Raw genomic sequence first — 14,090 nt, 5'->3', positions numbered from 1 at the left:
AAGTTAATTTATGAACAGAATTGCGCGCAGTTGATTATGGCTGAGTATGGGTATTGTCTTCCATCTCATTGAGAACAGTCAGATCACACGGCTGATAGCCTACCAAGTAGGCAGCCCGCGCAAGAAGGTGGGCTGAAACCGGTGTGGTCAAGACAAGGAACAATATCCCGATCAGCGAGCGCAAAATCACGGCGCCGTCCAATGAGACAACTGCAATACCGACAAAAATAAGGCCGGCGCCAACTATCCCCGCCTTTGATGCCGCATGCATACGTGAGTAAAGGTCAGGCAGGCGCAGGACTCCGAGCGAGGCAAGCAAACCAAAAGCCGCGCCCGCGACTAGAAGTAAACCGGAAACATACTGGGTGATTTCTACAATCATTGCCCGGACCCCTCTGTCTTTTCGGAACCCTCGCGCGCTTTCGCTCCGCGCACCAGGATATACCGGGCGAAAGCCACGGTTGCCAGAAACGCAACGAGACTGAGGGCAATTGCGATGTCGACGTACAGCATGAAGCCGGTACGTACCGCAATTACACCAATATAGCCGGTGGCTATAGTCGTGAGCAGGTCCAGTCCGAGCACCCTGTCAGGCAAAGTCGGGCCGCGGGCGATGCGGATGACAGTCGTGAACAGGGCCAGCGTCAGCAGGCCCAGGGCCACGAGCGTGGCGTTGTTGAGGAACTCGGCGCCGCTCATTTGAACACCTCGATAACCTGCTTCTCGAAGCCCGAGGCGATCGAGCGCACCAGTGCGTCGCGGTTCTTGAGCTGGAGGGCATGGATGTAGAGGGTCTTGCGGTCCTCCGAGACATCCACGCTCAGCGTGCCGGGCGTAAGGGTGATGAGATTGGCCAGCAGGGTGATCTCCTGGTCCGATTTCGCGGTCAGCGGAAAGGCCACGAAGCCGGGGCGCAGGTGCGCCTTGATGTTGGGCGTCATCACCAGCACCGCCACGTTGAAGGCGCTGATGAACAGTTCCACCACGAAGAGCCCGGCGAGGCCGAGGATTTTCATCACCCGCTCGGTGAGTAGCGCCCCGCCGATGCGGTCGCGCAGCAGCAGCATGGCCAGCAGGCCCACCAGCAGGCCCATCACGAGGTTGGGCAGTGTGAACGAGCCGGTTATGGCCATCCAGATGAGCGAGAGGACAAGTCCGATGAGGATTTCGGTCATGGCGTCGGCTCCAGTCCTACGGCGGCGATGTAGCTTTGCGGATCGAGGAGGCCTCGGGCCGCTTCGGTGCCCGAATGGACCAGCAGGTCCGGCCAGAGGCCCATGGCGACGATAGCGGCCACCAGCAGCCCGGCGGGCACGAGCCCGAGCCAGGTTTCGATCCTACCGGGGGCGCGCAGGTTCGCATTGGGTTCTTCGGAGCGCTCGCCCTCATGGCCCTGCCGCCAGAAGACGTGCGCCCAGATACGGGTGCCGGCGATGAGGGTGAGGAAGGCGTTGAGGAGGAGCGCGGCGAGGATGGCGACGGCCCACCAGTCGATCTGCCCGCCAGTAGTCATGCCCGATTGCTCGGTACCCGCGCCCAGCAGCAGCAGCTTGGGCCAGAACCCCAGGAACGGCGGCGTGCCGGCGGCAGCGAAGACCAGTACGAGGAAGAGGATCGAGAGCGGCGCGTTGGCGGCGTAGAGCCCGCCCATGCGGCGCGTATCGGTTTCTCCCGTGGTCCGCTCGATCAGCCCCGCCACAAGGTAGAGCGCGCTCATGGTGAGGATGGCGTGGAAGATATAGACGGTCGAGCCGGCGATGCCCTGCAGCGTCGGCAGCGCGATGCCCGAGACCACCACGCCGATGCCGCCGATGACGATGAAGCCGAGCGCGCGGCGCAGGTTGGTTTCGGCGATGGCTCCCAGGGGCGCGATGAGCAGGGTCAGGATCGCGACCGCCGCGATCACCGGATCGAGGATCTCGCGGCTGGCCGGCAGCAGCGCCACCATCGTGCGCAGCAGCGCATAGGTGCCGACCTTGGTCAGCAGGCCCGCGAACAGCGCCGAGATGGCGGCCGGCGGGGCGTGGTAGGAGGCAGGGAGCCAGGCGTTGACCGGAAACGCCGCCGCCTTTGTGCCAAAGGCGAGCAGGAAGAGCGCGGCGACGCTTGCCATGCCGGCCGGGTTGGCCTTGGGCGCCGAGATGATGATGTCGGCCATGTTGAGCGTTCCCACCAGGCCATAGAGGAGCCCCAGGGCGGCCAGGAAGAAGCTCGTGGCGAGGAAGTTGAGGAAGCCGTACTTGATAGTCGCATCGAGCTGGATCTCGCGTCCGGCGATGACCATCAGCCCGAAGGACGCGATCAGCATCACCTCGAACCAGACATAGAGGTTGAAGAGGTCCCCGGTGAGGAAGGCGCCACTGACGCCGCCCAGGAGCAGCAGGATCAGCGAATAGAGGCCGGTCGAACCATCGCGCCCCTCGGGGTCCATCTGCACGTAGAACAGCACCACCAGCGTCACCACCGCCGCCGCCAGGGCGAAGCCGGCGCTCATCAGGTCGGCCGTGAAGCTGATGCCGAAGGGCGGCAGCCACTTGCCCATGGTCATGCTGACCGGACCCTCGGCGAGCACGCGCGCGAACAGTTGGGCGTCGCAGACGAGAACGGCGATGACCACGAGGATGGCGAAGCTCGCCAGGTAGCCGCCGCTGTTGCGCAGCATCAGCAACAGCGCGCCGCCCACCAGGCAAAGCACCACCGGCAGGATCACAACCCAATCGGCTGCTGGCGTAAGGGTCTGGATCATCTCAGTAACTCAGCGGCGGGTTCGGCCCGCCCTTGGGCTCGGTGAGCCGCATGGTGTCGGTGTTGTCGGCGTTCAGCGTCTGGTAGGCGCGGTAGGCCAGCACCAGCAGGAACGTGAACATGGCAAAGCCGATGACGATGGCGGTGAGGATCAGCGCCTGCGGCAAGGGGTTGGCGATCTGCTCGGTCGGCACCTTGAGCCCGTCGGGCACGATCGGCGGCACTTCGCGCGTCAGCCGGCCCGCCGTGAAGATGAGGAGGTTCACCGCATTGCCGAAGAGCGTCAGGCCAAGCAGCATGCGGATGACCGAGCGCGAGAGCAGCAGGTAGATCGAAGCGGCGAAGAATACCCCGACAAGGGCGGCAAAGGCGGTCTCGATCATGCGTCGCCTCCATCGGCGAGCGCCAGCGCCACCGCCGAGATCGTGCCGAACACCACGAGGTAGACCCCGATATCGAAGATCATCGGCGTCGAGACGGCAACCTCGGATTCCCCGATCTGGAAATAGGTCCACAGCCCCGTCAGGAACGGCACGTTGTAGAAGAGCGAGGCGAAACCGGCGCCGCCTGCCAGTAGCACGCCGAGTCCGGCGAAGGACATCGGGTCGTATTTGATGGCCCAGCGCACATGCTTGGCGCCCGAGGCCATGCCGAAGATGGTGATGGCCGAGGCGGCGATCAGCCCGCCGATGAAGCCGCCTCCAGGCTCGTTATGCCCGCGAAGCAGCACGAAGATCGAAAAGACCAGCATGACCAGGACGATGGCCGGAGCGATGGTGCGGAAGATCACGCTGTTCATGCCTGCACCCTTTCCTTGGTTTTTGCAGTCGCCTGGCGTGCCCCCTCGCCGCGCTTGCGGCGACGCAGCAGGGCGAGCACGGCGATGCCGGCGGTCATCACCACCGAGATCTCGCCGAGCGTATCCAGGCCGCGGTAGTCCACCAGGATCACGTTGACGATGTTGTGCCCGTGGGCGATCGCCACGCTGGTCTGGGTAAAGAAGTCCGACAGCCGCGTGTCGAGCGGTCCGGAGACGACGACCAGCAGCAGCACCATCACCGCGGCACCGGCCGCGACCGAGATGGTGCCGTCGCGCACGAAGTCCTCGAACTCGCGCCGGTCACGCAGGTCGAGCTTGAGCCGGGTCATCACCAGGGCCAGGATCACGACCGAAAGGATTTCGACCATGAACTGGGTGAAGGCGAGGTCGGGCGCGCCGAACAAGAGGAAGAGCATGGCGACCGCCAGGCCCTGGACGCCCAGCGACACGATGGCCACCAGCCGCGAAGGCGCCAGGAGCAGCGTGATGAGCCCGGTGATCGCCACGATGAAGATGCCCCACTCGTAGAAGGTCAGCGCCGGGAAGGCGGGCATGGCCGGGAGGCCGCCGAGCAGCACCAGCGGCAGGGCCACTGCCAGCACCATCATCACGAACAGCACCACGATATAGAGCTCGAGCCGTCCGTGGTGGAAGAACCGCGTGGTGGTTGCCGCGAAGCGGATGAGCCCGAACATGGCGCTGTCGAAGCCCTTGTCGAAGGTCCAGCCCACCGCATTGTACCCGCGGCGCAGCAGCGAGCGGATGGCGTCGAGATAGAGGAAGGTCGCAACACCCACCGCCCAGGTCGCCACCGAAAGCCACAGCAACAGGCTCGTCGGGTCCACGACCAGCTTGAGGTGGCTCTCGACATAGTGTCCGAGCACGGCCGTCGCGGCCGGGGCCATCAGGAACATGCCGACCGTGGCGGCCTTGATGCCGGCGGCGATGCCGAGCACCGAGAGAACGACCGGGCCGGCCAGCAGGCTCGGGCCACCCTCGTGAGGAGCGGTCGGAGTCGGGACATGCGTGCCGAAGAAGGGTTTAATGGCGACCGCCAGGCCGACGCCGGCCAGCAGGCCGTTGCCGGCGATGAGGACGATCAGCACAACGATCTGGGTGAAATCGCCACCGGCGAGGGCGGCGTACATTTCCTCCTTGGCGAGGTAGCCCACCGTCAGGGGCAGGCCGACCATGGAGAGGCCCGCCAGCACCGCCGCCGCGAAGGTGAGCGGCATCTTGCCCCGTAGGCCGCGCAGCAGCGTGATGTCGCGCGTACCCGTCTCGTGATCGATGACGCCGACCACGAGGAACAGGGCGGCCTTGTAGAGCGCGTGGGCCACGAAATAGACGATGGCGGCATTGATCGCCAGTTCGGACCCCAGCCCGATGAGAAGGACGAGAAGGCCGAGCGAGGCGATGGTGGTCTGGGCCAGCATCTGCTTGAGGTCGGTCTGGCGCAGCGCCCCGAGCGAACCCCAGATGAGGGTGGCGGCGCCGAAGACGACGAGCACCCCTTCCCAGATCGCGGTGCCTCCGAGGATCGGCGACGTGCGCAACAGCAGGTAGACGCCGGCCTGCACCATCGTTGCCGAATGCAGGAAAGCGGAGACCGGGGTCGGCGCTTCCATGGCGTTGGGCAGCCAGAAATGGAACGGCACCTGGGCCGACTTGGTGAAGGCGGCCAGCACCAGCAGCAGGAAGATCGGCAGGTAGGCCGAGCTGGCGCGCACCACCTCGCCCTGCCCCAGGATGGCGCTGAGTTCCCAATTCCCGGCGACCTGATGGAGGATCACCGCTCCGAGCAGCAGCGCAAGGCCACCTGCCCCGGTGACGACCAGCGCCTGTATGGCGGCGCGGCGCGCCGCCTGGCGCATATGGTCGAAGCCGATCAGCAGGAACGAGGTGACGCTGGTCAGCTCCCAGAACAGGACCAGCGAGACCAGGTTGTCGGCCGTCACCAGCCCCAGCATCGCCCCCATGAAGGCGAGCATATAGGCAAGAAAGCGCCCCTGGTGCGGGTGGCCTTTGAGGTAGCCGCCCGAATAGATGAGGATGAGCGTGCCAACCCCGGCAATGGTCAGCGCGAAGGTGAGGCTGAGCCCATCGAGCAGGAAGGAAAACCGCAGGTCGTAGGAGGGAATCCAGTCCAGTCCTGCTCTCACCGCGCCATTGGCCGCGACCGGCTCGATGAAGTTGAGCACATAGAGAAAGATCGCCGCGGGCACGATCGCCAGGATCCAGCCCGAATAGGAACCGGCGAAGCGAAAGATGAATGGGGCGAGGATGGCCGCGAGAAAAGGCGCGATGGCGATGAGCGTTATGGTCTGATCAAGCGAAGGGGCCACGTCTCACTCTTGTATATTTCGGGTGGCGCCGCTTTGAACGACGGCAGGTCTTGGGCGCGTACCTTACCCAGTGGGCCCGGCAGGACAAGCCGAAACGGATTGCATGATGTCGCATGCTCACGAAAACCACAGAGTTTTGAAGTGGCGGGGCGAAATCGAAATGCCTACATGTGCCGCGACAAGGAGGTTCCCATGACCGACGAGCCCAAAGTCCTCAAAAGCGAAGAGGAATGGCGCAACGAGTTGACGCCGGAGCAGTTTCGCGTGACCCGAGAGCACGGCACCGAGCGCGCGTTCTCTCACCCGCTCAACATGGAGAAGCGCGATGGCATCTACCATTGCGTGGCCTGCGGAGCACCGCTTTTCGAGAGCGTCACCAAGTATGAATCGGGCTCAGGCTGGCCCAGCTTCTGGCAACCGATCAGCGACACGGCGGTGGGCGAGACCATCGATCGTTCGCACGGCATGGTGCGCGTGGAAGCGCATTGCGCCAATTGCGGCGCCCATCTCGGGCACGTCTTCCCCGATGGTCCGCAGCCGACCGGCCTGCGCTATTGCATGAACGGCACCGCGCTCGACTTCGAGCCCAAGTCCTGAACGCTGGGGCTTCCACAAGCGGGCGTGGGTCCTTATCTAAGGGCCCACGCCTTTCCATTTCGGACGTCCCACATGAGCAAGATTACCCCGCCGGTCGCCGAGCGCCGCCAGCATGCCGCAACCCATCACGGCATCACCCGCCAGGACCCCTATCACTGGCTGCGCGCTGAGAACTGGCAGGAGGTCATGCACGCTCCCGAAACGCTCCCGGCCGACATTCGCGCCTATATCGAGGCCGAGAACGCCTATTACGAGGAAGAGCTCGGCAAGCCTACCGCAGCGCTGCAGGACAAGATTTTCTGGGAGATCCGCGGCCGCATCAAGGAAGACGATTCCGGCATCCCGACCCCGGACGGCCCCTGGGCGTATAACTCACGCATGCTCGAGGGCAAGCAGTACCCGCTGATCGTGCGCACGCCGCGCGAGGGGGGCGAGGAGCAGGTTCTGCTCGACTGCAACGTGGAAGCGGGTGACGGCTATTTCGGCTTCGCGGGCGCCAGCCACGACCCGAGCCATAAGCTCATGACCTGGGCCGCCGACCGGCAGGGCTCGGAATACTACACCATCCACATCCGCGACCTCGCGACCGGCCAGGAGATCGCCGACCGCATCGAGCGGACCGCCGGCGATGGCGTGTGGTCGGCCGACAGCAAGAGCCTCTACTACACCGAAATCGACGACAACCACCGCCCGTTCCGCGTGCGCCGGCATGACCTGGGCACGCCCCAGGCCGACGACGCCATCATCTACGAGGAAGCCGATCCGGGTTTCTTCGTCAGCGTCGACAAGACGCTTTCGGACAAGTTCATCGTCATCGATGCTCATGACCACCAGACCTCCGAAGTCTGGCTGATCGATGCGCTCAAGGGCGGCGAGCCGTTCGTCGTTTCAAAGCGCCAGCTCGAGCGCGAATACGATGTCGACGAGCGCGAGGGTGAGCTGTTCATCCTCACCAATGCCGATGGCGCCGAGGACTTCAAGATCGTCACCGCGCCCGTTGCCACGCCCGGCTCCGAGTACTGGACGGACCTCGTGCCGCACCGCGAAGGCGTGCTCATCCTCGATATCATCGTGCTCAGGAACCACCTGCTGCGCCTCGAGCGCTTCGAGGGGCTGCCGCGCATCGTGGTGCGCGACCTGCGGACCGGCAAGGAAGAGACGATCCGCTTCGAGGAAGAGGCCTATTCGCTCGGCATGTCGGTGGGCTACGAGTTCGACACCTCGACGTTCCGGCTGACCTACGCGTCGCCGACCACGCCCTCGCGCACCTATGACTACGATCTCGAAACCGGCGAGCGCACCCTGCTCAAGGAGCAGGAAGTTCCCTCCGGCCACAACCCGGACGACTACGTGACCCGGCGCGTCTTCGCCGAGGCCAGCGATGGCGAGCGCGTTCCGATCACCCTGCTCTACCGCAAGGAAACCCCGATCGACGGCACCGCCCCGACCATGCTCTATGGCTATGGCGCCTATGGCATGTCGATGCCGGCCTCGTTCTCGGTCTCGGCGCTTTCGCTGGTCGATCGCGGCTTCGTCTATGCCACGGCCCATATCCGGGGCGGCATGGACAAGGGCTATCGCTGGTACCGGCTCGGCCGGCGCGAGCACAAGGTCAACACCTTCACCGATTTCATCGCATCGGCCGAAAAGCTGGTGGCCGATGGCTATTCGGCGCCGAACCGGATTGTCGCCATGGGCGGCTCAGCCGGCGGCATGCTGATGGGTGCCGTCGCCAACATGCGTCCCGACCTCTGGGCGGGCGTGCTGGCCCAGGTGCCGTTCGTGGACGTGCTCAACACCATGCTCGACGATACGCTGCCGCTCACTCCGCCCGAGTGGCCCGAATGGGGCAACCCCATCGAGTCCGACGCGGATTTCAAGCGTATCCAGTCCTATGCGCCCTATGAGCAGGTCGAGGCGAAGCCCTATCCGCCGATCTTTGCGCTGGCCGGCCTCACCGACCCTCGCGTCACCTATTGGGAACCGGCCAAATGGGTGGCAAAGCTGCGGGCAACGAAAACCGACACCAATCCGTTGTACCTCAAGACCAATATGGGGGCGGGGCATGCAGGCGCGTCGGGGCGTTTCGATCGACTCAAGGAAACGGCTTTGAGCTATGCCTTTGCTCTCAAATGCGTAAATTTGGACGAGACGTCCTCATGAGGGCGATTGCCCGAATAAAACAATACGTATATTGTCAAATGCATCTGCCGTCTCACGGCGCGTCATTTTCCAAAATCAAGGAGGCCGAAAATGGCTTTTGAACTGCCCGCCCTGCCCTATGCATACGATGCGCTTGGCCCGTACATGAGCAAGGAAACGCTCGAGTACCACCACGACAAGCACCACCAGGCTTACGTGACCAACGGCAACAAGCTGCTCGAAGGTTCGGGCCTAGAGGGCAAGAGCCTCGAAGACGTCGTCAAGGAGAGCTACGGCAAGAACGCCGGCCTCTTCAACAATGCCGGCCAGCACTACAACCACATCCACTTCTGGAAGTGGATGAAGCCGAATGGCGGCGGCAAGAACCTGCCGGGCGCGCTGCAGAAGGCCATCGATTCCGACCTGGGCGGCTACGACAAGTTCCGCACCGATTTCGTGGCGGCCGGTGTCGGCCAGTTCGGTTCGGGCTGGGCCTGGCTGTCGCTCAAGGACGGCAAGCTCGAGATCACCAAGACCCCGAACGGCGAGAACCCGCTGGTCCATGGCGGCACCCCGCTGCTGGGCGTGGACGTGTGGGAGCACTCCTACTACATCGACTACCGCAACCTGCGTCCGAAGTACCTCGAAGCGTTCGTCGACAACCTGGTCAACTGGGATTACGTGGCCGAGCTCTACGAAGCCGCCAGCAAGTAATTCCTTCGGCATTTGCCGTTTCGCATGGCCCGTCCGCCGCAAGGTGGGCGGGCTTTGCTTTTGCCTGTCCGGAACGCGCCATCTCCACCAACGGCCGGGCCGACACACGCCCTAAAGATCCAAACCAAGACCGCAGCCCTTCGTTCAGCCGGGGCGCCCCGGTGATGGCGCCGTTAACACCTCGTGCGACCACCCCGACGGATCCGCCGTAAGCATAGTTGCGCATAATCGCCCTCCTCCCATCGGAGATGCTTCTCGGCCGGACCGCAATCGTGGTAACACTTTGTTAACGAAAAGGCTTGTCTTGGGCGAATCCATCAAAGTCGTAGCGGTACTGGCAGCCAATCCGGCACTGTCGTCGATCCTGACGATGGTCCTGGCCGGCTGCCCGACGCTGCGCGTTCGCCTGTTCGAGAGCCAGGCGGCGCTCACGACCTACATGCGTCTGGCGCCGGTGGACGTGCTCGTGACCGATTTCGATTGCGCCGATGCGCCGGCCAACGAAGTCGCGGATGCCCTGCGCCACGATACGCGGCTTTTCCGGCGCGACTTTTCGATCATCGCGCTCACGCGCACGGTCACCGAAACCACCAAGCGCGCCGCGGTCTCGACCGGGATCGACGAGGTCATCGTCAAGCCTATGTCACCACGTTACCTGCTCGAGCGCGTGCTCTCGCGCCTGCGGCGGGCCGAGCGGCTCGTCGGCGGCCGCACCTATCGTGGGCCCGAACGCCGCGAGCGCATCGCCATGCCGCGCGTGGCCGCCTATGGGCGCAGTACCGACAACGTCGTGGCGCTTTTCGGCCGAGACGAACGCCCCGGCATTCACTGACATGATCGAGATGCGGCGCGCCCGCGCCGAAGACGCACAAAGCGTGCGGCAGCTGGTTCGCGAGGCCTACGCCAGGTGGGTCCCCGTCATCGGACGCGAGCCCATGCCGATGCTGGCCGACTACGACGCCGCCATCCGCGACCACGAAATCGACCTGATGGTGGGCGACGGCGAAATCATAGCCCTCATCGAAACCATCGCGCACCCCGACTACCTCTTCATCGAAAACATCGCCGTCAGCCCACTCCACCAGGGCAAGGGATTGGGGCGCCGCCTGCTCGTCCACGCCGAGCGGCAGGCCGAGGCCGCGGGACTTTTCGAGCTGCGGCTCCTCACCAACGGCGCCTTCGAGGCCAATGTGCGGCTCTACCAGTCCGCCGGCTTCCAGATCGAGAAGACCGAACCCTTCATGGGAGGCACCACCGTCTACATGCGCAAGCAGCTCGGCGGCTGACGCTACTCTTCGGGCTCGGTGGTGAAGAGCAGCGGGTATCCCTTGCTTCGGGCCGCCTCGGTCGCCCTTGTGGCCTTGGTTTCGGCGATCTCCTGGACATAGACGGCAACCACGCACACGCCGCGCGTATGCGCCGTGATCATCACCCGGTGCGCTTCGTCCTCGCTCATGCGGAATTCGCCCTTGAGAACGAGCACCACGAATTCGCGCGGCGTGTAGTCGTCGTTGACGAGAATGACCTTGTGGAGGCGAGGACGTTGCGTCTTCACCTCCGGCTTGAGGCGGGGTGTGGTCCCGGCATCGCTCATCGGACTGCTCCCGACGGCAGGCAATGAACCATTATGCGCCTGTCGGGACCGCCATAGAAAGTTAATTCGCTAGTGGAGGTTGAGCATCCGGGCGATGCGGTTCCAGCTATCCTCGATGGAATCGGCGAACTGGACGACCTGTTCGTGCCCGCGCCGGCTGTGGGAGACCACGTCTGCGACGTAGCCGCGCAACACCTCGAAGGCGTGATTGCGGTTGTAGAGCACCACCGGCTTGCCGCCCTGACCTCCGCCGCCCTTGACCCAGGCCGAATAGAGGCTGGACGCGGAGGCGAGCGAGCCGGGCAGCCCGATGAAGCCATCGGCCAGGGTCGAAACCCGGGTGAGCCGCTCGCCGACCTCGGCGATCCGCTCCACCGCCACGCCCTGGAGCGCCGGCAGGAGCGGTGCGCGCTCGTCGGCGATGATGACCACCTCGCCGCCCGCGGCGCGGGCGCTGGTGATCAGGGGCACGGGAATGGTCAGTGCATCGATCAGGCAGACGATCCGCGCACCCTTGCGGGCGAAATACGTTCCCGCCTGGGACATGATGGAAGAGCGCTCGGCATCTCCCGGCCCCTGCTGGGACGCGAACACGGCCAGGGTCGGCTTGGCCGAATGGGTGGTACCGGGCAACTGCATGGTCACCGGCCGCGCTTGAGCGAGCCGAGGATGCCGCGCACCAGCGCCGCGCCGAGCGCGGTGGCTGCCGCCCGCGCAAACGAGTTCATGGCGGCCTCCTGCGGGGTCTGGCGGGTGCTGGTCCGCGCCTTGGGCTTTTGCGCCTCGGCCGTGCGGGCCTGCTTGAGCTGCTCGTCCAGTTCGCGCTGGCGCGCCTCGTCTTCCTGCTTCTGCTTGGTCTTGGCGGCCAGCACCTCGAAGGCGGACTGTCGGTCGACTGCCGTGTCGTAGAGCCCTGCAACGGGGCTGTTCGCCATGATGGTGCGGCGTTCCTCGGGGAGCACCGGCCCTAGCCGGCCGCTGGGCGGACGGATGAGCGTGCGACCGACCATCGAGGGGGCGCCCTTTTCCTCGATCACCGAGACCAGCGCCTCGCCGGTCCCGAGCTGGGTGATGACCTCGGCGGTCGAGAACGCGGGGTTGGGGCGGAAGGTGTCGGCGGCGACCTTCACCGCCTTCTGGTCGCGAGGCGTATAGGCGCGCAGCGCGTGCTGGACGCGATTGCCGAGCTGGGAGAGAACCGTATCGGGCACGTCCACCGGGTTCTGTGTTACGAAATAGACGCCGACGCCCTTGGAGCGGACCAGGCGTACCACCTGCTCGATCTTGTCGAGCAGCGCCTTGGGCGCATCGTCGAACAGCAGGTGCGCTTCATCGAAGAAGAAGACGAGCTTGGGCTTGTCCGGATCGCCGACCTCGGGCAGCTCCTCGAAGAGCTCGGAGAGCATCCAGAGCAGGAAGGTCGCATAGAGCTTGGGCGAGCGCATCAGTTCGTCCGCCGCCAGCACCGACACATAGCCGCGGCCATCGGGGGTCGTGCGCATCAGGTCCTGGATGGCCAGCGAGCGCTCGCCGAAGAAGTTGTCGCCGCCCTGCTGCTCGAGCACCAGCAGCGCCCGCTGCACCGCGCCCACGCTGGCGGTGGCGACGTTGCCGTACTTGGTGGCGATCTCGGTCGACCGCTGCTGCACTTCGACCAGGAGCGCGCGCAGGTCCTTGAGGTCGAGCAGGAGCAGGCCTTCGTCGTCGGCGAGCTTGAAGACGATGTTGAGCACGCCTTCCTGGGTGTCGTTGAGGCCGAGGATGCGCGCCAGCAGCAGCGGCCCCATCTCCGAGATGGTGGCGCGGATCGGGTGGCCCTGCCGCCCGAACAGGTCCCAGAAGATCGTGGGCGAGGCCTCGAATTTGTAGTCGTCGAACCCGATTTCCTTGGCGCGCTTGAGCAGGAAGTCCTGCTCGGTACCGGCCATGGCGATGCCCGAGAGGTCGCCCTTGACGTCCGCGGCGAAGACCGGGACGCCGAGGCGCGAAAAGCCCTCGGCCATGATCTGGAGCGTCACCGTCTTGCCCGTGCCCGTCGCACCCGTCACCAGTCCGTGCCGGTTGCCGTACTTGAGGGCAAGGTACTCCGGCCGGGTACTGGTTCCGAGATAGACTTTATCGTCAACGAGCATGGCGGCCTCGGCAAATAGATGATTTGGCGAGTCTTATAGCTGCCCGCCATCCGCGCCCACAAGCCGAACCTCCCCGATGGCCGACATTATGCGGTGCGGCCGGGGTAAGTAGTCACCCGGATATTCAGTGCCGGTGCGCGTGTTCCATGACCGTGCTTTCAGTCCTGGAACCCGACATGCCGCTTGCCTCGCACCTTGCCGCCAACCGCGCCAACTGGGATGAACGCGCCGACCTGCATTTCGCCGACGAAACCGGCTTTTACCGCATCGCCGAGCTGCTGGCCGGCGCGAACCTGCTGCTTCCCATAGAGCGCGAAGAACTGGGCGATCTCGACGGTCGTTCGGTCGCGCACCTCCAGTGCCACATCGGCACCGACACGCTGTCCCTGCGGCGGCAAGGCGCGGGCGTGATCGCGGGGCTCGACTTTTCCGGTCGCGCCATTGCCCACGCTCGTGAACTCGCGCGCCGGACCGGCATCGACGCTCGCTTCGAGCAGGGCGCTGTCTACGACGCGCCGCAGATCCTGGGCACGCGGTACGATCGCGTCTTCACAAGTTGGGGAACGCTGGTCTGGATGGATGACCTCGAGCGCTGGGCGCGCGCCGTCGCCGGCCTGCTCAAGCCCGGCGGCGTCTTCCACTATGTCGATTGCCACCCCACCGCCTGGATGCTCGCGCCGGACGCGGACGGCAACCTCAAACTGGCATTCGACTACGAGACCGCGGCGGACCGGCCGTTGCCTGTCGAAGTCGTTGCCAACTACAACCTCTCAAAGCGCCCGCTCGCGAACCGGCAGACCTACGAATGGAGCCACTCGCTCTCTTCGATCCTCAACGCCCTGATCGGGGCCGGGCTCACGATCGAACACATCGGCGAGCATGAGGCCCTGCAGTGGGGAATCGGCGATGGGATGACGCAGGGAAGCGACCACCTGTGGCGCTTGCCGCCGGGGCACGTTCGCGTACCGCTGGCTCTCACCATCCGGGCGCGCAAGTGAGGC

The 14,090-nt window shown here is 64.9% G+C and carries 16 protein-coding genes; 6 read left to right on the top strand and 10 right to left on the bottom strand.

The window, feature by feature from the left end; translation table 11 throughout:
• Positions 1-34 precede the first annotated feature (34 nt).
• From mnhG to FNA67_RS06390, 7 genes are read right to left on the bottom strand one after another with little or no spacing between them, the layout of a single operon-like run.
• Positions 35-382, bottom strand: coding sequence for a monovalent cation/H(+) antiporter subunit G (gene mnhG / locus FNA67_RS06420; protein WP_049704417.1), 348 nt, complete (start codon positions 380-382; stop codon positions 35-37).
• On the bottom strand, positions 379-699 hold the full coding sequence (locus FNA67_RS06415; protein ID WP_049704416.1) for a cation:proton antiporter: 321 nt from the start codon (positions 697-699) through the stop codon (positions 379-381). The genes mnhG and FNA67_RS06415 overlap by 4 nt, the downstream gene beginning before the upstream one ends.
• The gene (locus FNA67_RS06410; RefSeq protein ID WP_049704415.1) at positions 696-1,175 is read right to left on the bottom strand and encodes a Na+/H+ antiporter subunit E; all 480 of its coding nucleotides are present in this window, start codon (positions 1,173-1,175) and stop codon (positions 696-698) included. The genes FNA67_RS06415 and FNA67_RS06410 overlap by 4 nt, the downstream gene beginning before the upstream one ends.
• Positions 1,172-2,746: a proton-conducting transporter transmembrane domain-containing protein gene (locus FNA67_RS06405; RefSeq protein ID WP_147655443.1), complete on the bottom strand. Its 1,575-nt coding sequence runs from the start codon at positions 2,744-2,746 to the stop codon at positions 1,172-1,174. The genes FNA67_RS06410 and FNA67_RS06405 overlap by 4 nt, the downstream gene beginning before the upstream one ends.
• Before the next feature lies 1 nt (position 2,747).
• A complete protein-coding gene (locus FNA67_RS06400) occupies positions 2,748-3,125 on the bottom strand; it encodes a Na+/H+ antiporter subunit C (protein WP_049707871.1) in 378 nt (125 codons plus the stop codon).
• Positions 3,125-3,544, bottom strand: a complete 420-nt coding sequence (locus FNA67_RS06395; protein WP_049704413.1) for an MnhB domain-containing protein — start codon at positions 3,542-3,544, stop codon at positions 3,125-3,127. Before FNA67_RS06395 ends, FNA67_RS06400 begins: the two co-directional genes overlap by 1 nt.
• A complete protein-coding gene (locus FNA67_RS06390; protein WP_244616493.1) occupies positions 3,541-5,910 on the bottom strand; it encodes a putative monovalent cation/H+ antiporter subunit A in 2,370 nt (789 codons plus the stop codon). Before FNA67_RS06390 ends, FNA67_RS06395 begins: the two co-directional genes overlap by 4 nt.
• A 192-nt stretch (positions 5,911-6,102) precedes the next feature.
• On the opposite strand from FNA67_RS06390, the gene msrB reads away from it, so the two are divergent.
• The 5 genes from msrB (at position 6,103) to FNA67_RS06365 (ending at position 10,649) form a co-directional block, all read left to right on the top strand.
• Entirely contained in the window at positions 6,103-6,507 is a 405-nt protein-coding gene (gene msrB, locus FNA67_RS06385; protein WP_082202424.1) for a peptide-methionine (R)-S-oxide reductase MsrB, read from the top strand.
• A 72-nt stretch (positions 6,508-6,579) separates the two neighbouring features.
• The gene (locus FNA67_RS06380; protein WP_147655442.1) at positions 6,580-8,670 is read left to right on the top strand and encodes a S9 family peptidase; all 2,091 of its coding nucleotides are present in this window, start codon (positions 6,580-6,582) and stop codon (positions 8,668-8,670) included.
• 90 nt (positions 8,671-8,760) lie between these two features.
• Complete coding sequence (locus FNA67_RS06375; RefSeq protein ID WP_049704410.1) at positions 8,761-9,363, top strand: superoxide dismutase; 603 nt, start codon at positions 8,761-8,763, stop codon at positions 9,361-9,363.
• A gap of 304 nt (positions 9,364-9,667) precedes the next feature.
• Positions 9,668-10,195 (top strand): response regulator, encoded by a 528-nt coding sequence (locus tag FNA67_RS06370; protein WP_049704409.1) that lies wholly within the window; start codon positions 9,668-9,670, stop codon positions 10,193-10,195.
• Position 10,196: 1 nt separating this feature from the next.
• A complete protein-coding gene (locus FNA67_RS06365) occupies positions 10,197-10,649 on the top strand; it encodes a GNAT family N-acetyltransferase (protein ID WP_049704408.1) in 453 nt (150 codons plus the stop codon).
• A gap of 2 nt (positions 10,650-10,651) precedes the next feature.
• On the opposite strand, the gene clpS is transcribed toward FNA67_RS06365, so the two are convergent.
• The 3 genes from clpS to FNA67_RS06350 all read right to left on the bottom strand — a co-directional run bounded on the left by clpS (position 10,652) and on the right by FNA67_RS06350 (position 13,089).
• Positions 10,652-10,957, bottom strand: a complete 306-nt coding sequence (clpS, locus tag FNA67_RS06360; protein WP_049704407.1) for an ATP-dependent Clp protease adapter ClpS — start codon at positions 10,955-10,957, stop codon at positions 10,652-10,654.
• A 69-nt stretch (positions 10,958-11,026) separates the two neighbouring features.
• Complete coding sequence (locus FNA67_RS06355; protein ID WP_147655441.1) at positions 11,027-11,602, bottom strand: LOG family protein; 576 nt, start codon at positions 11,600-11,602, stop codon at positions 11,027-11,029.
• Entirely contained in the window at positions 11,599-13,089 is a 1,491-nt protein-coding gene (locus FNA67_RS06350) for a helicase HerA-like domain-containing protein (RefSeq protein WP_147655440.1), read from the bottom strand. Before FNA67_RS06350 ends, FNA67_RS06355 begins: the two co-directional genes overlap by 4 nt.
• A 146-nt stretch (positions 13,090-13,235) precedes the next feature.
• On the opposite strand from FNA67_RS06350, the gene FNA67_RS06345 reads away from it, so the two are divergent.
• Positions 13,236-14,087, top strand: coding sequence for a class I SAM-dependent methyltransferase (locus FNA67_RS06345; protein ID WP_210246445.1), 852 nt, complete (start codon positions 13,236-13,238; stop codon positions 14,085-14,087).
• Positions 14,088-14,090 lie beyond the last annotated feature (3 nt).

The sequence above is a fragment of the Youhaiella tibetensis genome, from assembly GCF_008000755.1.
Lineage (GTDB): Bacteria > Pseudomonadota > Alphaproteobacteria > Rhizobiales > Devosiaceae > Paradevosia > Paradevosia tibetensis.
This window is presented reverse-complemented; position numbering and strand designations above follow the sequence as displayed.

Coding starts and splice junctions, on each gene's coding strand:
- FNA67_RS06415 (WP_049704416.1), bottom strand. CDS start 699: ATGAGCGGCGCCGAGTTCCTCAACAACGCCACGCTCGTGGCCCTGGGC.
- msrB (WP_082202424.1), top strand. CDS start 6,103: ATGACCGACGAGCCCAAAGTCCTCAAAAGCGAAGAGGAATGGCGCAAC.
- FNA67_RS06345 (WP_210246445.1), top strand. CDS start 13,236: ATGACCGTGCTTTCAGTCCTGGAACCCGACATGCCGCTTGCCTCGCAC.
- clpS (WP_049704407.1), bottom strand. CDS start 10,957: ATGAGCGATGCCGGGACCACACCCCGCCTCAAGCCGGAGGTGAAGACG.
- FNA67_RS06375 (WP_049704410.1), top strand. CDS start 8,761: ATGGCTTTTGAACTGCCCGCCCTGCCCTATGCATACGATGCGCTTGGC.
- FNA67_RS06405 (WP_147655443.1), bottom strand. CDS start 2,746: ATGATCCAGACCCTTACGCCAGCAGCCGATTGGGTTGTGATCCTGCCG.
- FNA67_RS06380 (WP_147655442.1), top strand. CDS start 6,580: ATGAGCAAGATTACCCCGCCGGTCGCCGAGCGCCGCCAGCATGCCGCA.
- FNA67_RS06365 (WP_049704408.1), top strand. CDS start 10,197: ATGATCGAGATGCGGCGCGCCCGCGCCGAAGACGCACAAAGCGTGCGG.
- FNA67_RS06395 (WP_049704413.1), bottom strand. CDS start 3,544: ATGAACAGCGTGATCTTCCGCACCATCGCTCCGGCCATCGTCCTGGTC.
- mnhG (WP_049704417.1), bottom strand. CDS start 382: ATGATTGTAGAAATCACCCAGTATGTTTCCGGTTTACTTCTAGTCGCG.
- FNA67_RS06350 (WP_147655440.1), bottom strand. CDS start 13,089: ATGCTCGTTGACGATAAAGTCTATCTCGGAACCAGTACCCGGCCGGAG.
- FNA67_RS06410 (WP_049704415.1), bottom strand. CDS start 1,175: ATGACCGAAATCCTCATCGGACTTGTCCTCTCGCTCATCTGGATGGCC.